The sequence below is a fragment of the Streptomyces sp. W1SF4 genome, from assembly GCF_003950035.1.
GTDB lineage: Bacteria > Actinomycetota > Actinomycetes > Streptomycetales > Streptomycetaceae > Streptomyces > Streptomyces racemochromogenes.
The window spans coordinates 5,680,247-5,703,934 of record NZ_CP034350.1; the positions used below are offsets into that span (position 1 = coordinate 5,680,247).

Sequence of the window (23,688 nt, forward strand, 5' to 3'; positions counted from 1 at the left end):
CGCGGGAGTACGGCCGTGAGGGCTGCCCCCGCTCGTACGGCGCGGGGCCTCCGACGGCGTACCGGTGTCCTACGGGTTGCCGTCGGCGTCCGGCCCCCGGACCGGGCCCGTCCGGTCGTGGGTTCCTCAGCGCGCGGCGGTCCGGCGCAGGGGCTCCGACGCACCTCCCACGGTGCTCAGCGTCAACGGCGTGAGCTCGGGGGTCAGCGAACCGAGCGGCTCGGGCAGGGAGTCCGAACCGGGCCGACGCCCGCCCCGGCCCTCACCCACCACCTGCCAGCCGCCGCGGGTCAGCGTGATGTACGCGCCGCAGCGCAGCCCGTGCAGGGTGCAGGCGTCGCGCAGCCCCCACATCCAGGCGCCGTCCTCCTCGGTCCAGCGCTCGTCGCCGTCACGGCAGTACATCAGCACCGCCGTCCGCACCGGGGTCCTGCGCCGCAGGTCGTGCGGGATGACCCGGCGCAGCCGCGACAGCAGCGCGTTGCGGTACTCCCAGCCGTCCGCCGAAGCGGACTTCTGCACGAACGAGGCGCTCGCGACGAGCTGTTCCTCGGGGCCGAGCACGGCTATGACGGCGGTGGACGGCGTCGGGGCGTGCCGGGAGTGCAGCCCGCTGACCACCTCGCGCGGATTGCGGAGCAGGGGGACCCCCGCCGCCGTCCACTCGGAGGGTTCGAGCAGTCTGCCGTGCCGGCTGGCGCCACCGGCCGCCGCTGCCAGTGACGTGGTCGAGGACGGGGCGAATCCGAAGGTCACGGTCCTCCCTTCGGGTACACGCCCGCGTACGGGCACGGCTGAGGTGTGGGCGCGCCGCAGCGCGGCCCAGGAGGGTGCCGACGAGCCGAGCGGGAGCACTCCAATTCTCGCGTGGCCCGCGAGGATGGGGCAATGAGCATTTGCGGCCGCGGACCGGAATTCGCCGGTATGCCGCTCATATCCTTGCCCCCCACGCCGAAGATGACGCCTTCCGCTATGCCTGGAGCGCCAGCACCAGCGGAAACACCCCCTCGGCCCCCGCCCTGCGCAGCAGCCTGGAGGCCACCGCGAGGGTCCATCCGCTCTCCGCGCGATCATCGACGAGGAACACCGGACCCCGGACCTCGGAAAGGCTCGCCGCCAGGGCTGGCGGCACGGTCAACGCCTGGTGGAGCCCGCGGACCCGCTGGGCACTGTTCGAGGACGGCAGCCCGAACTGCGGCGCCTGATCCGTGTATTCCAGCGCCCCCAGCAGCGGGATCCGCCCCACCTCGGCGATGCGCGCCGCCAGGGAGCCGACCAGCTGCGGGCGGCTGCGCGAAGGCAGCGCGACCACGCCCACCGGCCGGGCCGGAGCATCAGCGGCCCCCGAGGCCCAACCGCCGGGACCCCGGGCCCAGTCGGCGAGCACGGCCACCACGGCCTGCGCGACATCGTCCGGAACGGGCTGGTCGGCCGCCTGCGGGGCCAGCATGGGGCGCAGCCGGTTGCCCCAGCCGATGTCGGACAGCCGGCCCAGGGCGCGCCCGGTCGACGACTGCTCCCCGGCCGGGATCCGCCCCTTGAGGTCCACGCCCACCGCCACGAGCCCGGTCGGCCACATCCGGCGCGGTTCCAGTTCCACTCCCGGGCGGCCCAGTTCGCCCCGCGCGGTGTCCAACGCCGCGCCCGATACGTCAGCCGTGAAGCGGGCCCCGGCGCAGTTGTCACAGCGGCCGCAGGGCGCGGCCTCCTCGTCGTCGAGCTGGCGGCGCAGGAACTCCATCCGGCAGGCGGTCGTGGCCGCGTAGTCCCGCATCGCCTGCTGCTCGGCGGCCCGCTGCCGGGCGACCCAGGCGTACCGCTCCGAGTCGTACACCCAGGGCTCGCCCGTGGACGTCCAGCCGCCCTTGACCCGGTGGACGGCCCCGTCCACGTCGAGCACCTTCAGCATGGTCTCCAGCCGGGTCCGGCGCAGGTCCACCAGCGGCTCCAGCGCGGGCAGCGAGAGCGGCCGCCCCGCCTGGGCCAGCGCGTCCAGGGTGCGCCGCACCTGCTCCTCCGGCGGGAACGCCACCGAGGCGAAGTACTGCCAGATCGCCTCGTCCTCACGGCCCGGCAGCAGCAGCACCTCGGCGTGCTCCACACCACGGCCGGCGCGCCCGACCTGCTGGTAGTAGGCGATGGGGGAGGACGGCGAACCCAGGTGCACCACGAAGCCCAGGTCGGGCTTGTCGAAGCCCATCCCCAGGGCGGAGGTCGCCACCAGGGCCTTGACCCGGTTCGCCTGGAGGTCGCTCTCCGCCTGCTCGCGGTCGGCGTTCTCCGTCCGGCCGGTGTACGAGGACACCGTGTGCCCGCGGTGGCGCAGGTACGCGGTGACCTCCTCGGCGGCGGCCACCGTCAGGGTGTAGATGATCCCGGAGCCGGGCAGCTCGGTGAGGTGATCGGCCAGCCAGGCCAGCCGGTGCGCGGCGTCGGGCAGGGCCAGCACCGCCAGGCTCAGGCTCTCGCGGTCCAGCGGGCCGCGCAGCACCAGCGCGTCCGTGCCGGCCCCCGTACCCAGCTGCTCCGCCACGTCGGCCGTCACCCGGGCGTTGGCGGTCGCCGTCGTCGCCAGCACGGGCACGCCCGGCGGCAGATCGGCGAGCATCGTGCGCAGCCGGCGGTAGTCGGGGCGGAAGTCGTGCCCCCAGTCGGAGATGCAGTGCGCCTCGTCGACCACGAGCAGCCCCGTCGCGGCCGCCAGCTTGGGCAGCACCTGGTCGCGGAAGTCCGGATTGTTGAGCCGCTCCGGGCTGACCAGCAGGACGTCGACCTCCCCCGCCGCCACCTCGGCCTGGATGCCCTCCCACTCCTCGGGGTTGGCGGAGTTGATCGTCCGCGCGTGGATGCCCGCCCGCGCGGCGGCCTCCACCTGATTGCGCATCAACGCCAGCAGCGGGGAGACGATCACGGTGGGGCCGGCGCCGCCCGCCCGCAGCAGCGACGTGGCCACGAAGTAGACCGCCGACTTGCCCCAGCCGGTGCGCTGGACGACGAGGGCCCGCCGCTTGTGCGCGACCAGGGCCTCGATCGCCCGCCACTGGTCCTCGCGCAGCCGCGCGGTGCCCGTGGGGTCGCCCACGAGACGGGCGAGTACGGAATCGGCCGAGGACCTCAGGTCTGCGTTCATGCCCCCATGCAACCCGATGGCTCTGACATCGCGCCAATGCGGCTCCGGACCTGTGGAAATTGAAGATCGAACGAGTTATCCACAGGGCTTTCCGGATCGGAGCGGGCGCGGGACCGTCGGACGCATGACGACGAACCACGAACCGACCAGCCCGTCCGGACGGCCCTCCATCAGCCCGTCCGGAGTCCCCACCGAACCCCAGATCACCCTGCGCAGCCCGGCGGAACTGGCCGACGCGCTGCCCTACATGCTCGGCTTCCATCCCACCGACTCCCTCGTCATGGTCGCCGTACACGGCGAGAACGGACGCTTCGGCGGCCGCCTGCGCGTGGGCATCCCGCTCGCCCCCGCCGAATGGGAGGACACGGCCCGGCAGGTCGCCGAATGCCTCATCCGCGGAAGCGAACGGCGCGCCGGCAAGCCCGACGGCATCGTGGTCTTCCTCTGCCAGGACCCCCGGCGCGGCGAGAGCGGGCAGCGGGTCATGACCCGGCTGCGGCCGCTCGCCCAGCGGATCCGGATCGCCTGCGGAGCCCTCGACGTGCCCGTCCTGGAGGCGCTGTGCCTCTCCGCGGGCCGCTACTGGTCCTACACCTGCGCCGACGACGGCTGCTGCCCGGCCGAGGGCAACCCGCTGGCACCGCCGGGCACCTCGGTGATGGCCGCCGCGGCCACCTTCGCGGGGCTCCAGGTGCGCGGCTCCCTCAAGGAGATCGAGGGCCGGCTGACCCCGCTCGGCGGGGCCTGGGCCACCGAGCAGGAAGAAGCCCTGGAACGGGCCGCCACGGCCCTGGTGCCGAAGATCCTCGACGGGGCGACCCGGGAGGAGATTGGCGCGCAGACCCTCGACCTGGCGCGGACCCTGATGAGGCGCCTGACCCTCGCGCCGCCCGCCGAGGGCGGGCCCGGCGCCGACGACTGGGACGACGCGCTGCTCGGCCACGACGAGGCCGCCGCCGTGATCCTCGGACTCCAGGACCGGGAGATCCGCGACATCGCCGCCGAATGGATGGAGGACGAGGAAGCCGCGCCCGCCCTGCGGCTGTGGCGGGCCCTGGCCAGGCGCTGCGTCGGCGCCTACGGGGAACACGCCGCGGCCCCGCTCACCCTGGCCGGCTGGGTCTCCTGGTCCACCGGGGACGAGCCGACCGCCCGGATCGCGTTCGGGCTGGCGCTGCGGGCCGACGCCGAGTACCGGTTCGCCCAGCTCCTCCACCACGCCTGCAACGAGGGCATCGACCCCGAAGGGCTGCGGGAGTGCCTGAGGGAGGAGCGCAGGCGCCGGGAACCGGGCCGCAAGCGGCCCGCCGGAGCCACCCGGCCGCCCGGCCGCCGCACCGCACAGCGCCGCCGCCCCTCCCGCCGCACCGAGGGGAGCGGTCAGTGAGCCCCCGACGAGGCCTCGCGGGGACCCGGTGGAGGCCGGGGGGCCGGGCTCCGCGGGGCTCTACGGGGGCCCCGTGCTGGCCGGGGGGCCGGGCTCCGTGGGGTGCGACAAAGGCCCTGTGCCGGCCGGGGGGTCGGGCCACACGCCGAAGCCGGGCCGCCCGGTGCGGGCAGCCGCCACCGGGGGCCGTGACCCGGGCGGGGGTGGGGGCGTTCAGCTGGGGGGTGGTGGGGGCCCGGCCGCGCCGCCGCCCCGCAGAACCGGCCGGAGCGCAGACAAGGCGGCACATGGCTCCCCCCGCACCCCGAAGCGGCCCCTCCGGGCCCCCTGCCACCCCGACGCCCCGCGGGGCGGAATCCCCACCCGGCGGTGGTCCGGCTGAGCTCCCGCCCGAGCGGCAGGCGGGGGCGGTCGGGCCGGGCAGGCCGGACCGACCGGGCGGCCCGCTGCCGGGGGCCGGCGGGCCGGCGGGGGCTGCCACGGCCTCGGGGGCTGCCGGGGGCCGGCGGGCCGGGGGGCCGTGGGGGCGGGAGGCCGCTGGTGGTGCTGGTGTGGATCCTGGCGGGGCGGGGTGGGGTGCCGTCGCGGGGCTGCCGCCTGGTGCTGGGCTGGCGCCTGGTGTCGGTGCCGCCGGTGGGGGTGCTGGGCTGCCGTCTGGTGCCGGGGCCGCTGGTGGTGGTGCCGGGCTGCCGCCCGGGGCCGGGGGCCGGGTGGGCGGTGGGGTGGCCGGGCAGACGGGTGCCGCGGGGCGGCGGGGCGAGTTGCCGCCGGTGCACGGGGCGCTCATCTGCGTCGCCGCGCCCTGCCTGGCCATCTCACCCGAGCACGGCCAGCTGACGGGGCGGGGCATCGACGGGATCTACCGCTCAGGGCGAAGGCTGCTCTCCCGCTGCGTGCTGCGCGTCGCCGGACGGGACCCCGTCGCCCTCCAGGGCCGCAGCATCGGAGCGGACCGCGCCGCCTTCACCGCCACCGTCCGCACCGGCGTCGAGCCCGGACCGGACCCCGACATCGGCGTCGAACGCATCCGCCACGCCGACGGCACCGAGCGCATCACCGTGCGCAGCTACGCCGCCCGCCCGCTGCGCCTGCCCGTGGAGGTCTCCCTCGGCACCGACCTGGCCGACCTGGCCGCCGTCGCCGCCGGCCGCGCCGGGCCGGAGCTCGCCGCCGGGGTGCACGCGGCGGGCCTGCGCTGGAGCACCGGGGACGCCCTGGCCGTCACCACCGCCGAACCGGCCCCCGACGACGCCCTCGCCTCGGCCGGGCTGCTGCGGTGGGAGCTCGAACTCGGCCCCGGGGAGTCCCGCACCATCGAGCTGCGCACCACCCGGGACCGCGCCGCGCGGGCCCCCGCCGGGCAGGTGGCGAACCCCCTGGCCGCAGCCCGCGCCGAGGGGGACGACCCGAGGGCCGACGCGTGGTTCCGCACCAGCGTCGAAGACCTCCGGGCCCTGCTCCTGCGGGACCCCGCCGAACCCGGCGACGCCTTCGCGGCGGCAGGAGTGCCGTGGCGGCTCGGGCCCGCCCCGGCGGAGTCGCTGTGGGCCGCGCGGATGGCACTGCCGCTCGGCACCGGGCTCGCCGCTGCCACGCTGCGGATCCTGGCCCGCGCGCAGACCGGGGGCCGGGGCCCGGACGCGGGGAAGATCCCGGGTCCGTTGCGGGCCGCCGGGCCGCAGCTGCCGCCCGGGTGCACCGGGACCGAAGCCACCCTCGGCTTCCCGGCAGTGCTCGCCGAGGCCCGGCGGTGGGGCCTGCCCGAGGAGGACGTGGCCCGGCTGCTGCCCGTCGCGGAGCGCTGCCTGGACTGGCTGCGCGGGGCGCTGGGGGAGGACGGCTTCCTGGCCGACCCGGATCCGGGGCCCCGGCGTTGCGAGACCCAGGCCCACGCCCACCGGGCCGCGCTGCTCGGCGCCGACCTGCTGGACGGGTGCGGGCGCGGCGGAGCGGGGGAGTGGCGGGAATGGGCGGCCGCCCTGCGGGAGAGGTTCCGGGCCCGGTTCTGGATCGACGGCCCGGACGGCGGCCGCCCGGCCGCCGCCCTGCACCCCGACGGCCGGCCGCTGCCGCGGCTCACCGGAGCGGCCGCGCACCTGCTGGACACCGGCCTGGTCGGCGGGGGCCGGATGGCGCCCGGGCTGCTCGACTCCGTCCGTACCGAACAGCTCGCCCGGCTGCTCGGAGCCCCCGCCATGGATTCGGGGTGGGGGCTGCGGAGCATGGCCGCCCGGGAGCCCGGGCACAACCCGTTCGGCCACCGGTCGGGAGCGGTCCGGGCCCACGAGAGCGCGGTCGCGGTGGCCGGGCTGGCCCAGGCGGGCTTCGAGAAGGAGGCTGCCGGTCTGCTGCGGGGCCTGCTCGACGCGGCGGAGGCCTTCGGGTACCGGCTGCCGGAGATGCACGCCTGCGAGCAGCGCACCGCGGGCAGCGCACCCCTGCCGCACCCGGCGGCCTGCCGGCCCGCCGCGGTGGCCGCGGCCGCCGGGATCCACGCGCTCACCGCCCTCGCCGGCATCCGCCCGGACGCCCCGGCCGGCACGGTCGCCGTGGCCCCCAGGGCGGGTGCCCCCCTCGGCGCCCTGCGCCTGTCCGGGCTGCGGGTGGCGGGGGAGCCCTTCACCGTCAGGATCAGCCGCCTCGGCGTCGGCATGGTGGAGGAGGCGGCCGATGGGCTCCAACTGGGAGGGTGAGGAGAGGCCCGCACGATGGCCCCTGGTACTCGCGAGGATCGTGACTGGGGTCCAGATCACCGTCCTCGGGATCACGAAACGACTGTTTATCGTCAGGCAGACGACTATGATCGCGGCATGTCGCCCTACGACCCGTCGGCCTTTCCGCCCTTCGCCGTCACCGTCGACCTGGTCGTGCTCACCGTGCGGCGCCACGCGCTCTGCGCGCTGGTCGTCCGACGGGGTGAGCAGCCGTTCCAGGGGCGCTGGGCGCTGCCCGGCGGTTTCGTGCGCGGGGACGAGGACCTGGCCGGGGCCGCCGCCAGGGAACTCGCCGAGGAGACCGGCCTGTGCGCGCACGACCCCGCCGCGCCGGGTGTGGACAACGGCGCGCACCTCGAACAGCTCGCCACCTACGGGGACCCGAAGCGCGATCCCCGGATGCGGGTGGTCAGCGTGGCGCACCTGGTCCTCGCCCCGGACCTGCCCGCGCCGCGGGCCGGAGGCGATGCCAACGGTGCCCGCTGGGCCCCCGTCGACGAACTCCTCGAAGGTCCCGACCAGGCCTCCGCCGGGCTCGCCTTCGACCATGCGACGATCCTCGCCGACGGTGTGGAGCGGGCCCGCTCGAAGATCGAGTACTCCTCGCTGGCCACCGCCTTCTGCCCGCCCGAGTTCACCGTCGGTGAGCTGCGCCGGGTGTACGAGGCCGTGTGGGGCGTGGCGCTCGATCCGCGCAACTTCCACCGCAAGGTCACCGGGACCCCCGGGTTCCTGGTGCCCGCCGGGGGGACGACGACCCGTCAGGGCGGACGGCCCGCACAGCTGTTCAGGGCCGGCGGGGCGACCCTGCTCAACCCGCCGATGCTGCGCCCGGAGGTCTGAGCCGCCGGTGCCGGGGCGGCGGCCTCCGCCGTCCGGGGGGTGGCCTGCGGCCATGTCGGTACGGACTCGGGCCGGTTGCGTACAAAATCGGACATATCGCGTTATCTTGCATGCGGTACTCACGCTGCCGCAAAGCGGTCTCACACCCCGCGAGAGAAGCGATGCTCCAGGCCATCGGACTCACCAGCACACCCCGTCGAAATCTCCCGCCCCTCGTGGACGACCTCACCTTCGAGGCCCGCCCCGGGTGCGTGACCGCCCTGCTCGGAGAGCCGGGTTCGGGCAAGACCACCGCACTGCGGCTCATGCTCGAACTCGAACCGGGCCGCGGCGTCACCTACTTCCGCGGCCGCCCGCTGCACCGCATCCCGCATCCCGGCCGCGAGGTCGGGGTCCTCCTCGGCGACGTCCCCGGGCACCCGTCGCGGACGGTCCGCAACCAGCTCCGGATGCTCTGCGCCGCCGTCGGCGTCCCCGCCTCCCGGGCCGACGCCGTGATGGAGGTCGTCGGCATCGGCGGCCTGCGCGACCAGCGGCTCGGCTCGCTCTCCGCCGGGATGGACCGCCGGGTCGGGCTCGCGGCGGCCATGCTCGCGGACCCCTGCACCCTGCTCCTCGACGAGCCCACGGCCGGCCTGGCCCCCCGGGAACGGGCCTGGCTGCACGGACTGCTGCGCGGCCACGCCTCCCTGGGCGGCGCCGTGCTCTTCACCACCGACGACGCGAAGGAAGCCGCCCGGAACGCCGACCGGGTCGTCTCCATCGCCGCGGGCCGGCTCGTCGCCGACCAGGACGCCGCCGACTTCGCGCGCACCCGGCTGCGGCCCAGGGTCGCCGTGCGCACCCCGCACGCCGCCCGGCTGGCCGACGTACTGGGCCGCGAGGCCCGGGCCGCCCACCGGGTGGTGGAGATCGTCGAGGAGAGCGGAAGCCGGCTCTCGGTGTACGGGAGCAACTGCGCGGAGGTCGGCGAGGCCGCGTTCCGCCACGGCGTACTGGTCCACCAGCTCGCGGACGAGACGGGTGACACCGGAGCCCCCGTCCCGCCCGTGCCGCAGGCCCGCACCAGGACCGGCTCGGGGGTCCGGGTGGAGGCCCGCGCCGAGGCCCGGGTGGAAGCCGCCGCGCAGGTCCGCACCGGCCCCGGCGCCATCATGGCCGGCGGTGACGGCGGCGTCCACGCGGAACCCCGGACCGGCACCGGTCCCGCCGACGGGGCCTTCCCCGGCCCCGCCACCACAGCCCCCGCCGCCGGGGGTCGCGGCGAGCCGGCCGGCGAGGCACCGGCCGCCCCGGCCCCGGCATCCGCGCCCGCCCCGTCCTCTCCCGTCCCAGCGCCCGCCGCCGAGGCCGCGGGGAGCACGCGGTCCCTCGCGCGGCGGGCCCGGCACGCCCGGCCCGGGCGCACCGCCCCGGCGGTGCGCCGCGTGGGCGGCCCGCTGCGGCCGCTGCGCTACGAGCTGCGCCGCGTCTTCGGCACGGCCACCCCCTTCCTCACCGCCGCCCTCGTCGTCGCCGTCTCCGCCGCCACCGCCCTGGTGCTCGCCCGGGCCGGCCACACCCCGCGGAACCGGATCCTCGCCGCGTGGCCCGAGCCGTTCCCGCTGCCCCCGGCCGCGCTCGGCGCCGGGCTGCTGGGGGCCCTGGCCTTCGGCGAGGAGTACCGCTACCCCGCCCTCGCCGCCGACCGGGGCACCGTGCCGCGCCGGCTGGGGCTGCTCACCGCCAAGCTCGGGGTGTGCGCGGCCCTCGCCCTCGTACTCGGGGCCCTCGCGGTCGCCGCCGACGCCGCCGCGCTGCGCCTCGTCTTCGGGACCGCCCCGCTGCGGGCCCCGGCCGAGTGGCTCGCCCCGGCCGCCAGTTGGGCCGGGCTGCTGGTCGGCTGCGCCTGGGCCGGGGTGCTCGCCTCCGGGGTGTTCCGGTCCTCCCTCGCCGGCCTGGGCGCCGTGCTCGCCGTACCGGTGGCGGTCGTACCCCTGGTGCGCAAGGCCCTGGAGGGGCAGTCCGCGTACCCCGCGAGCGGGGTGGCCTCCCGGCTGCGCGCCCTGGCCTCCGCCCCCTGGCCGCCGGAAGGCGACCGCTACGTGCTGGGGGCCCTTCGGGTGATGGCCCAACCCGTGGGCACCGCACTGGTGTTGTCGTTGATGGTCCTGTTGTGCGCCTATGGGTTCACAGGACTGCGTGCCAGAGTCCGTTGGTGATCGTTCCGTTGCGGGAGGCGACTGCGGGGAGACCGTAGAAGTCCGCTTCGCGCGGAATCAGGCGAAGCGGACCGCAACTTCCCGCAAAACGCCCGGTTCCTTACGATAAGGCGTCAATTGCGTAGGTGGCACCGATCACCCTTTCGTGTGCTTTTCACCAAAGACCTCAAGGGTCATGGAGGCACGGCCGACAAAGGATTCGTGAGTACCCTTGCGCACACCATGATGACCGCCGCCCGCCATGCCGACACCGGCCTCGCCGGCCCGGGCGAACTCGACCGCTACCCCTACGCGGAGGCCACCGGCTCCGACCGGGTCGGACCACCCCACTGGGACGGCGCCGACGTCGAGTTGAGCCGCGTCGGACGCCGGGCGGCCGGCAGCCGCGGCCGCGGACTGCACGGCCAACTCGTCCAGCAGCTCGGCCAGATGATCGTCTCCGGCGACCTCGGCGCGGACCGGCCGCTGGTCCCCGAGGAGATCGGCCAGCGCTTCGAGGTCTCCCGCACCGTCGTCCGCGAGTCGCTGCGGGTCCTGGAGGCCAAGGGCCTCGTCAGCGCCCGCCCCAACGTGGGCACCCGGGTCCGCCCGGTCGCCGACTGGAACCTCCTCGACCCCGACATCATCGAGTGGCGCGCCTTCGGCCCCCAGCGCGACGACCAGCGCCGCGAGCTCAACGAGCTCCGCTGGACCATCGAGCCGCTGGCCGCCCGCCTCGCCGCCGGACACGGCCGCCCGGACGTCCAGCAGCGCCTCTCCGACATGGTCGAGATCATGGGCCACGCCATCGGCCAGGGTGACGCGATCACCTTCGCCCGCGCCGACAACGAATTCCACGCGCTCCTGATCCAGGTCGCGGGAAACCGCATGCTGGAGCACCTCTCGGGCATCGTGTCCGCCGCCCTCCAGGTCTCGGGGAGCCCCATCACCTCCTGCGACCGCCCCAGCGAGACCTGCGTGGCACACCACGCGCGGATGGCGGAGGCCCTGGCCTCCGGCGACGGGGCGGGTGCCGAGAGCGCCATGCGCCAGCTCCTGACGGTGCATCCGGAGGTCGAGCGCGTGGTCCCCGCCCCGCGCGAGCACTGACGCTCCGACGCACGGGGGCGTGGGAGCGCACCACCGGTCGCCGGGCCCTTTTCGGGCCCGGCGACAGCGGCATGCGGGAGCCGTGTGCGGGGCTCGGCAGGAGCGGCCCCCAGCGAGCGCGGACGACCGCGCGACCGGCATGCCCGCGCACACGGTGTGACGGAGGCCACGAAGGGCCGTATCGGGGACACGAAGATTGGGCGTAACGCTCCGCGACGTCACGCGATGACGTAAGAGGTGATGGCCGACGGAGGGAAGACAGCAGCCCTTGGGGGTGCTGTGCAGCTCCCCGGCCCCTGCCCGCGCCCCCGGCCCATCCCCAGTCGGTGGTCGTCGGCTCCGGTCCAGCACCAGGCCGGGGTCGGAAGCCGTTCCCATCGTTCCGAGAGGTTGTTCGTGTCGGCCAGCACATCCCGTACGCTCCCGCCGGAGATCGCCGATTCCGAGTCTGTGATGGCGCTCATCGAGCGGGGCAAGGCCGAGGGGCAGATCGCCGGCGATGACGTGCGTCGGGCCTTCGAGGCTGACCAGATTCCTGCGACCCAGTGGAAGAATGTCCTGCGCAGCCTCAACCAGATCCTCGAGGAAGAGGGTGTGACGCTGATGGTCAGTGCCGCGGAGTCGCCCAAGCGCACCCCACGCAAGAGCGTCGCAGCGAAGACTCCCGCGAAGCGGACGGCGACGAAGACCGTCGCGGCCAAGACGGCGGCCGCCCCGGCAGTGGCCGACACCGTGGCGGAGGCGGAGGCGGGGGCCGCGGACCCCGACACCGCCGACGCGCTCGCCGGGGAGCCCGCAGCCGAGCCCGCCGCGAAGAAGACGGCGGCGAAGAAGACGGCGGCCAAGAAGGCCGCACCCGCCAAGAAGACCGCCGCGAAGAAGACGGCGGCGAAGAAGACCGCCGCCAAGAAGGACGCCGCCGAGGGCGACGAAGAGGCCCTCGACGAGGGCCCCGACGCCGTGAAGGCGGAAGCCGAGGAGGAGGACGAGGGCGGCGAGAACAAGGGCTTCGTCATCTCCGACGACGAGGACGACGCCCCCGCCCAGCAGGTCGTCGTGGCCGGCGCCACCGCCGACCCCGTCAAGGACTACCTCAAGCAGATCGGCAAGGTCCCCCTCCTCAACGCCGAGCAGGAGGTCGAGCTCGCCAAGCGCATCGAGGCGGGCCTGTTCGCCGAGGACAAGCTGGCGAACTCCGACAAGCTGGCCCCCAAGCTCAAGCGCGAGCTGGAGATCATCGCCGAGGACGGCCGACGCGCCAAGAATCACCTCCTGGAGGCCAACCTCCGCCTCGTGGTCTCGCTGGCCAAGCGCTACACCGGCCGCGGCATGCTCTTCCTGGACCTGATCCAGGAGGGGAACCTGGGCCTGATCCGTGCGGTCGAGAAGTTCGACTACACCAAGGGCTACAAGTTCTCCACCTACGCGACCTGGTGGATCCGCCAGGCGATCACCCGCGCCATGGCGGACCAGGCCCGCACCATCCGCATCCCGGTGCACATGGTCGAAGTGATCAACAAGCTCGCCCGGGTGCAGCGCCAGATGCTCCAGGACCTGGGCCGCGAGCCCACCCCGGAGGAGCTGGCCAAGGAACTCGACATGACCCCCGAGAAGGTCATCGAGGTCCAGAAGTACGGCCGCGAGCCGATCTCCCTGCACACCCCGCTCGGCGAGGACGGCGACAGCGAGTTCGGCGACCTCATCGAGGACTCCGAGGCGGTCGTCCCGGCCGACGCCGTGAGCTTCACGCTCCTGCAGGAGCAGCTCCACTCCGTCCTCGACACCCTGAGCGAGCGCGAGGCGGGCGTGGTCTCGATGCGCTTCGGACTCACCGACGGTCAGCCCAAGACCCTGGACGAGATCGGCAAGGTCTACGGGGTGACCCGTGAGCGCATCCGCCAGATCGAGTCCAAGACCATGTCGAAGCTGCGCCACCCGTCGCGCTCGCAGGTCCTGCGCGACTACCTGGACTGATCCGGTCCGCAGCGGCCCGGCCCGGCGGCGGGCCGCCTCCCGGCCGGGGCGGGCCCCGACCGGGCCTCGACCCCGCGCCGGGCGGTCCGCGACCTGCCTTCGACCGCCCCGGCCCGCTCCGGGGCCGGTCCCGGGGCAGCAGGTGCGCATATCCTCATGGCATCCCACTCTGGGTGTAGTCGAGCACACTCAGAGTCAGGAGGCCTCATGCGTCGTCCCTTCGCCCGTGCCCTGGCGGGCGCTCTGACCCTGGTGGCGGGAGCGGCGGCGGCGCCGCTGGCCCAGGCCCCCAGGGCGGCCGCGGACAGCGTGGTCATAGGCGGGAGCCCGGTACGGGTCGCCGACAGTCCCTGGGTGGTGGCCCTCGCCAGCCGTGACCGGTTCGGAGGTATCCGTGACGGGCAGTTCTGCGGCGGTGTGATCGTCGCGCCGACGACCGTGGTGACGGCCGCCCACTGCCTGGGCCGCCAGGTGCTCGGGGGGCCGGTCGAATCCGTCGCCGACTTCCGCGTGATCACCGGGCGTACGGAGCTCCGCGCGCCCGAGGGCCGCGAGATCGCGGTGGTCGGGGCCCGGGTCAACCCGGCCTACGACCCCGGGACGAACGCCGGGGACCTCGCCGTGCTGGAGCTGGCCGAAGCGGTGCCCGCGGACCACGTGCTCCCCTTGGCCGGGGCCGGCCACCCCGCCTACGGCGAGGGCACCGAGGCGGCCGTGTACGGGTGGGGCGACACCAGCGGCTTCGGCGACTACGCGTACGGGCTGCGGGCGGCGCGGGTCACCGTACTTGCCGACGAGGTCTGCCGGCGGGCGTACCCGGGGGACTCGGACGGGCAGTACCGGGAGGACTCCATGGTGTGCGCGGGAGACCGCGCCGGTGGCAAGGACGCCTGCCAGGGGGACAGCGGCGGCCCGCTGGTGGCCCAGGGGCGGCTCATCGGGCTGGTGTCCTGGGGGCGCGGCTGCGGGCGCGCCGACAGCCCGGGGGTGTACACCCGGATCGCACCGCTCGTCGGCTTCGTGAGCGGCCCGGAGAGGCACGCGCGGCCGAGCGGGGTCTAGGGCACCGCACGAGGTGCCCGGAGGGGCCCCAGGCGCCCCGCAAACCCCGGGAAGGGGCGCCGGGGCCGCCAGGGGCGGACTCGGCGGCAGGGCTCCGGCATCCCCGGGCGCCTGCGGACATGAGGACGGGCGGCGCCCTTGGGTCTCAGGGGTGCCGCCCGTCGACCGGCCTGGCCGGTCCTGGCTCGTCGGATGCGAGGTTCAGGCCTTGTGTCAGCGGTCCTCGTCGGCCGCAGCGGCGGCCGGAGCGGACGTAAGCCGCTCGGTCTCATCCTGTATTTCCGCGGCGATCTTCTTGAGTTCCGGCTCGAACTTACGCCCGTGGTGGGCGCAGAAGAGCAGTTCACCACCGCTCAGGAGGACGACGCGCAGATATGCCTGGGCGCCGCAACGGTCGCATCGGTCAGCGGCCGTCAGCGGGGTCGCGGGTGTCAGAACAGTAGTCACGTCGCCTCTTCTCTAGCTCGACGAGCTGTCGTACCAGGGTCAACATCCAACCAGGCCGAAAACGTTCCCGCTCGCGGCTTTTCCTCGAAACTTCCTTCCGAAGCTGGCCGGCTGCTGCCGGTTGGCGGCGAAGGAGCCGTATTGCGTTGCTTTACGGTTTCGCGTTGTCAGTCGTTCGCTGTAGCAGTTCTCGTCCTCCCGGCGTGAGTGCCGGTTGTTCATGAGGACGTGCCCGAACCCTAAATGGTTCATGCGTCGAAGGGAACGTGATGTTTGCTTCACCCCCACGGGGGATCGAACATCCGTGCGGATCTGCACTAGGCTGTGGAACCCACGAGGGTGGCGTTGCATCGGCTCTACCAGGCCTCGGTACCCTTCGACCGGCGACCCAGCCACCCCTGCGCCCGACCGGGCCAGAAAAGAAATTCAGCGAGGAGCGAACTGCGTGACCGCCGACACGTCCGTGCCTTCCAGCGCGCTGCTGTCCGGAGCAGACCGGGACGGTTCCAACTACACCGCGCGGCACCTGCTCGTCCTCGAAGGCCTCGAGGCCGTCCGCAAGCGCCCCGGCATGTATATCGGCTCCACCGACAGCCGAGGCCTGATGCACTGCCTCTGGGAGATCATCGACAATTCCGTCGACGAGGCCCTGGGCGGCTACTGCGACCACATCGAGGTGATCCTCCACGACGACGCCTCGGTCGAGGTCCGCGACAACGGCCGCGGCATCCCGGTCGACGTCGAGCCCAAGACCGGCCTGTCCGGCGTCGAGGTCGTCATGACCAAGCTGCACGCCGGCGGCAAGTTCGGCGGGGGCTCCTACGCGGCCTCCGGCGGCCTGCACGGCGTCGGCGCCTCCGTGGTCAACGCCCTCTCCGCCCGCCTGGACGTCGAGGTCGACCGGAACAGCTCCACCCACGCCATCAGCTTCCGCCGCGGCGTCCCGGGCGTCTTCACCGAGCAGGGCCCCGAGAGCCCCTTCGACCCGGCGAACGGCCTGCGCAAGGCCAAGCGGATCGCCAAGGGCAAGACGGGCACCCGGATCCGCTACTGGGCCGACCGCCAGATCTTCCTCAAGGACGCCCGGCTCTCCCTGGAGACCCTCTACCAGCGCGCCCGCCAGACCGCCTTCCTCGTCCCCGGCCTGACCATCGTCGTCCGCGACGAGCGCGGCATCGACGGCGCCGGCAAGACCGAGGAGACCTTCCGGTTCGACGGGGGCATCAGCGAGTTCTGCGAGTACCTGGCGCAGGACAAGGCCGTCTGCGACGTGCTGCGCCTGACCGGCACCGGCACCTTCAAGGAGACCGTCCCCGTCCTCGACGACCGCGGCCACATGACCCCCACCGAGGTCACCCGCGAGCTCGGCGTGGACATCGCCCTGCGCTGGGGCACGGGGTACGAGACCGGCGTCAAGTCCTTCGTGAACATCATCGCCACCCCCAAGGGCGGCACCCACGTCTCCGGATTCGAGCGCGCGGTCACCAAGACCGTGAACGAGGTGCTGCGCTCGGCGAAGCTGCTGCGCGTCGCCGAGGACGACGTGGTCAAGGACGACGCGATGGAGGGCATGACCGCGGTCGTGACCGTCCGCCTCGCCGAGCCGCAGTTCGAGGGCCAGACCAAGGAGGTGCTCGGCACCTCCGCGGCGACCAGGATCGTGGCCGCCGTCGTCGCCAAGGAGCTCAAGGCCTTCCTGACCTCCACCAAGCGCGACGACAAGCAGCAGGCCCGCGCCGTGATGGAGAAGATCGTCGCGGCCGCCCGGACCCGGATCGCGGCCCGCCAGCACAAGGAGGCGCAGCGCCGCAAGACCGCGCTGGAGTCCTCCTCGCTGCCGGCCAAGCTGGCCGACTGCCGCAGCGACGACGTGGACCGCAGCGAGCTCTTCATCGTCGAGGGCGACTCCGCCCTCGGTACGGCCAAGCTCGCGCGGAACTCCGAGTTCCAGGCGCTGCTGCCGATCCGGGGCAAGATCCTCAACGTCCAGAAGTCCTCGGTCTCGGACATGCTCAAGAACGCCGAGTGCGGCGCGATCATCCAGGTCATAGGAGCCGGCTCCGGCCGCACCTTCGACATCGACGCCGCCCGCTACGGGAAGATCGTGCTCCTCGTCGACGCCGACGTCGACGGCGCGCACATCCGCTGCCTGCTGCTCACGCTCTTCCAGCGGTACATGCGCCCGATGGTCGAGGCGGGCCGGGTCTTCGCGGCCGTGCCGCCGCTGCACCGGATCGAGCTGGTCCAGCCCAAGAAGGGCCAGGACAAGTACGTCTACACGTATTCGGACAACGAGCTGCGCCAGACCCTGCTGGAGTACCAGCGCAAGAACATCCGGTACAAGGACGCCATCCAGCGCTACAAGGGCCTCGGCGAGATGGACGCGGACCAGCTGGCGGAGACCACCATGGACCCCCGCCACCGCACCCTGCGGCGGATCAACATCGGCGACCTCGACTCCGCCGAGCAGGTCTTCGACCTGCTCATGGGCAACGAGGTGGCCCCGCGCAAGGAGTTCATCACCGGCTCCGCGGCGACCCTCGACCGCTCGCGCATCGACGCCTGACCCCTGCGCGGTACCGGCCGGCCACGGCCGGTACCGCGGATGCGGAAACGGCGTTCCGGCACACCGGTGCCGCTCCTTCCATCACCTGAAGGGGTGAAGAGCACCGGTACATCAGTCCGGAAACCGACCAACCGGCACATCCTTGTGGGCACGCGGCCAATGCGGCGGCGGACAAGGAGAGTTCGGTGGACAAGCACGAAGGTCGTGATGCCGGAACGATCCGGCTGGACGACCCCTGGTACGACGCACTGGCCGTCGGCTGGGGCGAGGGCGAGGACACGGTCCCGGCCCAGGCAGCCCTGGTCCCCGGAGGCCGGGCGGCGCCCGGCGCGTCCGAGATCTACCTCGAAGTGCAGCGCAGCGCCGCCTTCCAGGAGGTCCGCGGCCGCTACCGGGGGTTCGTCGTCCCCGCGACCGCCGGCTTCTTCCTCTGGTACGTCGCCTACGTGGTCGCCGCGACCGCGGCACCCGGGCTCATGGCCCGGCCCGTGGCCGGCGCGGTCAACGTGGCCCTGCTGGCCGGCCTCGGCCAGTTCCTCAGCACCTTCCTGCTGACCTGGGCGTACGCCAGGCACGCGCGGCTGCGCCGGGACCGGGCCGCGCTCGACCTGCGCTGGACGGTCTTCGAGCAGGAACGCGTGCAGGAGCGCGCACAGGACCGGGCGGCCGCGCGCGAGCAGGAGCGCGGCGGGCCGCGGACCAGGACGGTCCGGGGGGAGGGCGCGTGACCACCGAACACCAGACCCTCGCGCTGATCCTGTTCAGCGCCTTCATCGCGGTCACCCTCGGCATCACGACCTGGGTCAGCCGCAACCGGCACGGCTCGGCCGAGGAGTTCTACGCGGGCGGGCGGCTGTTCTCCCCGATGGAGAACGGTTTCGCCATCGCCGGCGACTACATGTCCGCCGCCTCCTTCCTGGGGATCTCCGGGCTGATCGCCCTCTTCGGCTACGACGGCCTGCTCTACTCCGTCGGCTTCCTCGTCGCCTGGCTGGTGGTGCTCTTCCTGGTCGCCGAACTGGTGCGCAACTGCGGCCGCTTCACCCTCGCCGACGTGGTGGCCGCCCGGATGAGCGAGCGGCCCGTCCGGATCGCCGCGGGAACCTCCTCGGTGGTCGTCTCCGTGCTCTACCTGGTGGCGCAGATGGTCGGGGCGGGCAGCCTGGTGGGCCTGCTGCTCTCGGACTCGGGCCCCGCCGCCCGGACCCTGACCGTGATCGGCGTCGGGGCACTGATGGTGGTCTACGTGACCTTCGGCGGGATGCGGGCCACCACCTGGATCCAGATCGTCAAGGCCGTGCTGCTGATGGGCGGGGCCGTCGCCCTGACCGTGCTCGTCCTGCTCCGCTTCCACGGGAACCTCGACCAGCTGCTCACCGGCGCCGCCGAACGCAGCGGGCACGGGGCCCGCTTCCTGAGCCCCGGCCTCAAGTACGGCGGCGGCTGGACCGCCCGGGTCGACTTCATGAGCCTCGGCCTCGCGCTGGTGCTGGGCACGGCGGGGCTGCCGCACATCCTGTCGCGCTTCTACACGGTGCCGACCGCGCGGGCCGCCCGCCGGTCGGTGGTGTGGGCGATCGCGCTGATCGGGGGCTTCTACCTGATGACCGTCGTCCTCGGCTTCGGGGCGGCCGCGCTGGTGGGCCCCGAGGAGGTGCGGGCCTCGAACGCCTCCGGGAACACGGCCGTACCGCTGCTGGCGGCGTTCCTGGGCGGGGGCGCCGAGTCGACCGGGGGCGCGGTGCTGTTCGCGGTCGTCGCCGCCATCGCCTTCGCGACCATCCTCGCGGTGGTCGCCGGGATCACCCTGGCCTCGTCGGCCTCCGTCGCGCACGATCTGTACGCCTCCCTCAAGCGCCGCCACGCCCGGCAGCGCAGCGAGGTGGCCGTGGCGCGGGTCGCCGCCGTCGGGATCGGGGCGGTGGCCATCGCCCTCGGACTGCTCGCGCAGGACCTGAACGTGGCCTTCCTGGTGGGGCTGGCCTTCGCCGTGGCCGCCTCGGCGAACCTGCCGGTGCTGCTGTACTCGCTGTTCTGGAGGGGCTTCACCACGCGGGGGGCGGTGTGGTCGGTGTACGGGGGGCTGGTCCCGGCGGTGCTGCTGGTGGTCCTCTCGCCCGTCGTCTCCGGGAGCCCGGAGTCCCTCTTCCCGGGCGTGGACTTCCAGTACTTCCCGCTCCAGAACCCGGGCATCGTCTCGATCCCGCTCGGCTTCCTCGCGGGCTGGCTGGGCACCATGACCTCCGCGGAGGAGGCGGACGAGCGCAAGTACGCCGAGACGGAGGTCCGGTCGCTGACCGGGGCCGGCGCGGTGTGAGGCGGTCCCCGGGCTCTACGGGGTGTCCGACGGGCGCCAGGTGTAGCGGTGTTCGGGGCGGCCGGTCTCGCCGTAGCGCAGGGCCAGGGTGACCCGGCCCGCCCGGTCCAGGAGCTTCAGGTAGCGCTGGGCGGTCTGCCGGCTGATGCCGGCGCGGTCGGCGATCTGCTGGGTGGACAGCGGGCCTTCGGCGGCGCGCAGGACCTGGCGGACCAGCTCCGCGGTGGTGGGGGAGTGCCCCTTGGGCAGCTCGTTCGGGGTGCCCGCCGCGGCGAGGGCGCCGAAGATCCGGTCGACCTCGGCCTGTTCGGCCTCGCCGCCGCCGGAGAGGGAGCGGCGCAGCGAGGCGTAGGCCTCCAGCTTGGCGCGCAGCCCGGCGAAGGTGAACGGCTTGACCAGGTACTGGAGGGCGCCGAGCCGCATGGCCGCCTGGACGGTGGCCAGGTCCCGGGCCGCCGTGACCATGATCACGTCGGTGTGGTGGCCGAGCTGGCGCAGGCGGCGCACCAGGGCGAGGCCGTTCTCGTCCGGGAGGTGGTGGTCGAGGAGGACCAGGTCCACCGGGCGGGCGGTGAGGAAGTCCAGGGCCTCGGCCGCCGAATGGACTTCGCCGCAGATCCGGAAACCGGGAACCTTCGCCACGTAGGCCGCGTTGATCCTGGCAACACGCATGTCGTCGTCGACGACCAATACGTGGATCGGGGTCTCGTTCACCGCAGGGCCTCCGGGAGCACGACGGAGAATTCCGCCCCTCCGTCCTCTGCCGACCCGGCCCGGGCGCTGCCGCCCTGCCGCTCCGCGAGGCGGCGTACGAGGGCCAGCCCCAGCCCGCGCTCGCGGTGGGCTTCGGGCTTCTTGGTCGACCAGCCCTCGGTGAAGATCTCCTCGTGCCGGCCGGCGGGGATCCCCGGGCCGCTGTCGCGCACCCGCAGCACGGCCGTGCGTCCCTGCGCGCGGATGTCGACCTCGACCAGGGGTGCGGCCGAGCCGGCCGCCGCGTCCAGGGCGTTGTCGACGAGGTTGCCGAGGATCGTGACGAGGCCACCCGGGTCCACCAGGCGGTCGGGGAGGAGGGCGTCCGGGGCGAGGCGCAGGGCGACGCCGCGCTCGGCGGCGACGGTCGCCTTGCCCACGAGGAGGGCCGCGAGCAGGGGATCGTGGACCTTTTCGGTGACCTGTTCGGCGGTGGTGCGGTGGACTCCGACGACCTCGTTGACGAAGTCGACGGCTTCCTCGTGCAGGCCCAGTTCGAGCAGGCCGAGGAGGGTGTGGAGGCGGTTGGCGTGTTCGTGGTCCTGGGCGCGCAGGGCGTCGATCAGGCCTTTGGTGGAGTCCAGTTCGCGGCCCAGGCGTTCCACCTCGGTGCGGTCGCGCAGGGTGGCGACGGCCCCGCCGTCGGCGGTCGGCATCCGGTTGGCGACCAGGACGCGGGGGCCCTGGACGGTGAGCAGGTCCCGGCCGGTGACCCGGCCGGTCAGGACGTCGCTGGTGCGGCCCGCGCCGAGGACCTCGTCCAGGGGCCGGCCGGCGAGGACGGCGGCGCTGTCCGGGGGCAGGCCCAGCAGCCGGGCGGCCTCGTCGTTGACGAGGCGCACCCGGTCGTCGGGGTCGAGGGCGATCACGCCCTCGCGGATGGAGTGGAGCATGGCCTCGCGCTCCGCGAGGAGCCCCGCGATGTCGGAGAAGGCCAGGTCGCGGGTCTGCCGCTGGATCCGGCGGGAGAGCAGGTAGGCGGCCAGCGCACCGGCCGCCAGGGCGCCGCCGGCGTAGGCGAGCAGTCCGGGGATGGCGCCGAGCAGCCGGTCGCGGACGCTGTCGTAGGCGATGCCGACCGAGACGGCGCCGACGACCTCCCCGTCGGCGGCGACCAGGGGGACCTTGCCGCGGGCGGAGCGGCCGAGGGTGCCCTCGTCGATCTCCATCACCTCGTGGCCGGCGAGGGCGTCACTGGGGTCGGTGGAGACGGGCCGTCCGATCCGGTCGGGGCTGGGGTGGGAGCGGCGGATGCCGTGGAGGTCGAGGACCACCACGTACTCGGCGCCCGTCGCCCTGCGGATCCGCTCGGCCGCGGACTGGACGGGGCTGTCGGCGGTCGGCTGCGACCGCAGGAGGTCGGCGGCCAGGGACGGGTCCGCGGCCGTGCTCTGCGCGATGGCCAGGGCCCGCCGCATCGCCTGGTCGTCCAGCTGGCCGCTGAGGGGGGCCAGGAAGAGCCCGGTCGCCAGCACGGCGACGCCGGCCGCGATGGCCAGCTGGGTCAGCAGGATCTGCGAGACGGCCCGTCGGGGCAGCCCGAGGCGCCGAGCGCCCGTGGGGAGGAACCGCATGACTAGCACCGTAGGTCGGCGGGGGCGTAAGCGGAATTTCCCCCGTCTATGAGAAGCCCCACCCGGAGGTCGCCGCCCGAGCCCGTGGCCGCCGGGGCCCGTGGCCGCCGGGGCCTGTGGCCGCCGGGGCCTGTGGCCGCCGGGGCTCATGGCTGCCGGGGCTCATGGCCGTCTGGGGCCAGGGCCGCCTGGGCTCATGCCGCCTGGGACCAGGGCCGCCTGGGCTCATGCCGCCTGGGACCAGGGCCGCCTGGGTCCAGGGCCGCCTGGGCTCACGGCCGCCCGGGCCTGTGGTGGCCTGGGCTCATGGCCGTCTGGGACAAGGGCCGCCTGGGCCGTGGCCCGGCGGGCTGTGCTGTCGGGGGTGGGGGCCGGTGGTCAGGGCAGGGGGCGGGGTGGGCGGGGGCCGGTGTAGTGGCCGCTGGGGCGCATGCGCAGGGGGCGCTCCTGGTACTCCTCCAGCGCGTGCGCGATCCAGCCCGCCGTCCGGGCGACGGCGAAGACCGTCTCGCCGGCCTCGGCGGTCATCCCGCAGGACACCGTCAGCACGGCCAGCGCCAGGTCGACGTTGGGGTGCAGGCCGTGCCGGGCCATCACCGCCGCGACGTCCCGTGCCGCGCCGAGCGCCGACGCGGCCGCCGGGAGCCCCTCCAGGTGGTCGAACAGGGCCCGCGCCCTCGGGTCCTCGCCCTGGTACAGGCGGTGGCCGAACCCGGGCACCCGGCGCCCCGCGCGCAGGTGCTCCGCCACCACGGGCGCGGCCCCGCCCCGCTCCAGCACCTCCGCCAGCATCCCGTGCGCGAGCCGCCCGGCCGCCCCGTGCAAGGGGCCCTCCAGGGCGCCGAGCCCGGCCGAGACGACCGCGTACGGGTGGGCCCGCGCCGAGGCGGCCACCCGCACCGCGAGGGTGGAGGCGGCCAGGTCGTGGTCGACCAGCAGGGCCAGCGCCAGGTCCAGGGCGTCGACGGCCACCGGGTCCGGCTCGTGTCCGGTCAGCCGGGGCCACAGCGCCCGGGCGAGCCGTTCACCGTCCTCGGGGGCCCGGGCCGCCTCCGCTCCCGGCAGGGCGCCGACCAGCGTCGGGATCAGGCAGCGCGCGGAGCCGAGTACCGCTTCCTCGGACAGGTCGAAGCGCAGCGGGTCCACCACCGCCGCGGCGGCGACCGCGACCCGGAGCCGGTCCAGGGGCCCGCTGTGCTCGGGCAGGGCGGCCACCGCCCGCCGGGCGGCGGCGAGCGCCTCCGGGGGAGCGGTGAACCGGGCCCCGTGCGGCAGGGCCCCGGTCCAGAGCCACTCGGCGACCTCCTCGTACGGGTACCGCGAGGCCAGCTCGACGGCGTCGACACCGCGGAAGAAGTACCGGTCGGCCTCGATGAGGGTGAGCGCGGTGCGTACGGAGAGCTCCCCGGCGGGCGCGGCGGCCTCCCGCCGGCTGCGCCTGGCCAGGGCCTCCACCTCCCGCGCGTCGAAGGTGCTGCCCCGGCCGACCGCGTCGCGGCGGCTGCCCAGCTGGCCCCGGCTGACGTACGCGTACACGGTCGCGGGCTTCACCCCGAGGACCTGCGCGGCCTCCCGGGTGGTGAGCCGCCTCTGGTCTTCGCTCATGATGCACACCCTACATATGTTGATCG

The 23,688-nt window shown here is 74.4% G+C and carries 16 protein-coding genes; 10 read left to right on the plus strand and 6 right to left on the minus strand.

Annotated features, from left to right (window positions below):
* Positions 1–126 precede the first annotated feature (126 nt).
* Together D1J60_RS26675 and D1J60_RS26680 are read right to left on the minus strand one after the other, a co-directional pair.
* On the minus strand, positions 127–756 hold the full coding sequence (locus D1J60_RS26675) for a hypothetical protein (RefSeq protein WP_125822788.1): 630 nt from the start codon (positions 754–756) through the stop codon (positions 127–129).
* A 214-nt stretch (positions 757–970) separates the two neighbouring features.
* On the minus strand, positions 971–3,130 hold the full coding sequence (locus D1J60_RS26680; RefSeq protein ID WP_125822789.1) for a RecQ family ATP-dependent DNA helicase: 2,160 nt from the start codon (positions 3,128–3,130) through the stop codon (positions 971–973).
* A 124-nt stretch (positions 3,131–3,254) separates the two neighbouring features.
* Here D1J60_RS26680 and D1J60_RS26685 point away from each other — a divergent pair, with 124 nt between their 5' ends.
* The 7 genes from D1J60_RS26685 to D1J60_RS26715 all read left to right on the plus strand — a co-directional run bounded on the left by D1J60_RS26685 (position 3,255) and on the right by D1J60_RS26715 (position 14,400).
* On the plus strand, positions 3,255–4,517 hold the full coding sequence (locus D1J60_RS26685) for a DUF4192 domain-containing protein (protein WP_125822790.1): 1,263 nt from the start codon (positions 3,255–3,257) through the stop codon (positions 4,515–4,517).
* Positions 4,518–5,239: 722 nt separating this feature from the next.
* Positions 5,240–7,210 (plus strand): glycogen debranching N-terminal domain-containing protein, encoded by a 1,971-nt coding sequence (locus D1J60_RS26690; RefSeq protein ID WP_241253402.1) that lies wholly within the window; start codon positions 5,240–5,242, stop codon positions 7,208–7,210.
* Between the two features lie 117 nt (positions 7,211–7,327).
* Positions 7,328–8,074, plus strand: a complete 747-nt coding sequence (locus D1J60_RS26695; protein WP_125604859.1) for an NUDIX domain-containing protein — start codon at positions 7,328–7,330, stop codon at positions 8,072–8,074.
* Between the two features lie 161 nt (positions 8,075–8,235).
* Positions 8,236–10,275, plus strand: a complete 2,040-nt coding sequence (locus D1J60_RS26700; RefSeq protein ID WP_125822791.1) for an ABC transporter ATP-binding protein — start codon at positions 8,236–8,238, stop codon at positions 10,273–10,275.
* A 147-nt stretch (positions 10,276–10,422) separates the two neighbouring features.
* The gene (locus tag D1J60_RS26705; RefSeq protein WP_277607515.1) at positions 10,423–11,364 is read left to right on the plus strand and encodes a FadR/GntR family transcriptional regulator; all 942 of its coding nucleotides are present in this window, start codon (positions 10,423–10,425) and stop codon (positions 11,362–11,364) included.
* Between the two features lie 396 nt (positions 11,365–11,760).
* The gene (locus D1J60_RS26710; protein WP_277607516.1) at positions 11,761–13,338 is read left to right on the plus strand and encodes an RNA polymerase sigma factor; all 1,578 of its coding nucleotides are present in this window, start codon (positions 11,761–11,763) and stop codon (positions 13,336–13,338) included.
* Between the two features lie 207 nt (positions 13,339–13,545).
* Entirely contained in the window at positions 13,546–14,400 is an 855-nt protein-coding gene (locus tag D1J60_RS26715; RefSeq protein ID WP_125822794.1) for a serine protease, read from the plus strand.
* 213 nt (positions 14,401–14,613) lie between these two features.
* Here the strand turns inward: D1J60_RS26715 and D1J60_RS26720 are convergent, their stop codons facing one another.
* Positions 14,614–14,847 (minus strand): hypothetical protein, encoded by a 234-nt coding sequence (locus tag D1J60_RS26720; protein WP_125601645.1) that lies wholly within the window; start codon positions 14,845–14,847, stop codon positions 14,614–14,616.
* A gap of 445 nt (positions 14,848–15,292) precedes the next feature.
* Between D1J60_RS26720 and D1J60_RS26725 the strand changes: the two genes are divergently transcribed.
* The 3 genes from D1J60_RS26725 (at position 15,293) to D1J60_RS26735 (ending at position 19,730) form a co-directional block, all read left to right on the plus strand.
* On the plus strand, positions 15,293–17,413 hold the full coding sequence (locus D1J60_RS26725) for a DNA topoisomerase IV subunit B (protein ID WP_125601642.1): 2,121 nt from the start codon (positions 15,293–15,295) through the stop codon (positions 17,411–17,413).
* A 185-nt stretch (positions 17,414–17,598) separates the two neighbouring features.
* Entirely contained in the window at positions 17,599–18,141 is a 543-nt protein-coding gene (locus D1J60_RS26730) for a DUF485 domain-containing protein (RefSeq protein ID WP_125822795.1), read from the plus strand.
* Positions 18,138–19,730: a cation acetate symporter gene (locus tag D1J60_RS26735; RefSeq protein ID WP_125601637.1), complete on the plus strand. Its 1,593-nt coding sequence runs from the start codon at positions 18,138–18,140 to the stop codon at positions 19,728–19,730. Before D1J60_RS26730 ends, D1J60_RS26735 begins: the two co-directional genes overlap by 4 nt.
* Before the next feature lie 15 nt (positions 19,731–19,745).
* Here D1J60_RS26735 and D1J60_RS26740 read toward each other — a convergent pair whose 3' ends face one another.
* From D1J60_RS26740 to D1J60_RS26750, 3 genes are all read right to left on the minus strand, one after another.
* Positions 19,746–20,444: a response regulator gene (locus D1J60_RS26740; RefSeq protein WP_125601634.1), complete on the minus strand. Its 699-nt coding sequence runs from the start codon at positions 20,442–20,444 to the stop codon at positions 19,746–19,748.
* Entirely contained in the window at positions 20,441–22,057 is a 1,617-nt protein-coding gene (locus D1J60_RS26745; protein ID WP_125822796.1) for a sensor histidine kinase, read from the minus strand. The genes D1J60_RS26740 and D1J60_RS26745 overlap by 4 nt, the downstream gene beginning before the upstream one ends.
* 378 nt (positions 22,058–22,435) lie before the next feature.
* Complete coding sequence (locus D1J60_RS26750; protein WP_125822797.1) at positions 22,436–23,662, minus strand: citrate synthase; 1,227 nt, start codon at positions 23,660–23,662, stop codon at positions 22,436–22,438.
* Between the last annotated feature and the right edge of the window lie 26 nt (positions 23,663–23,688).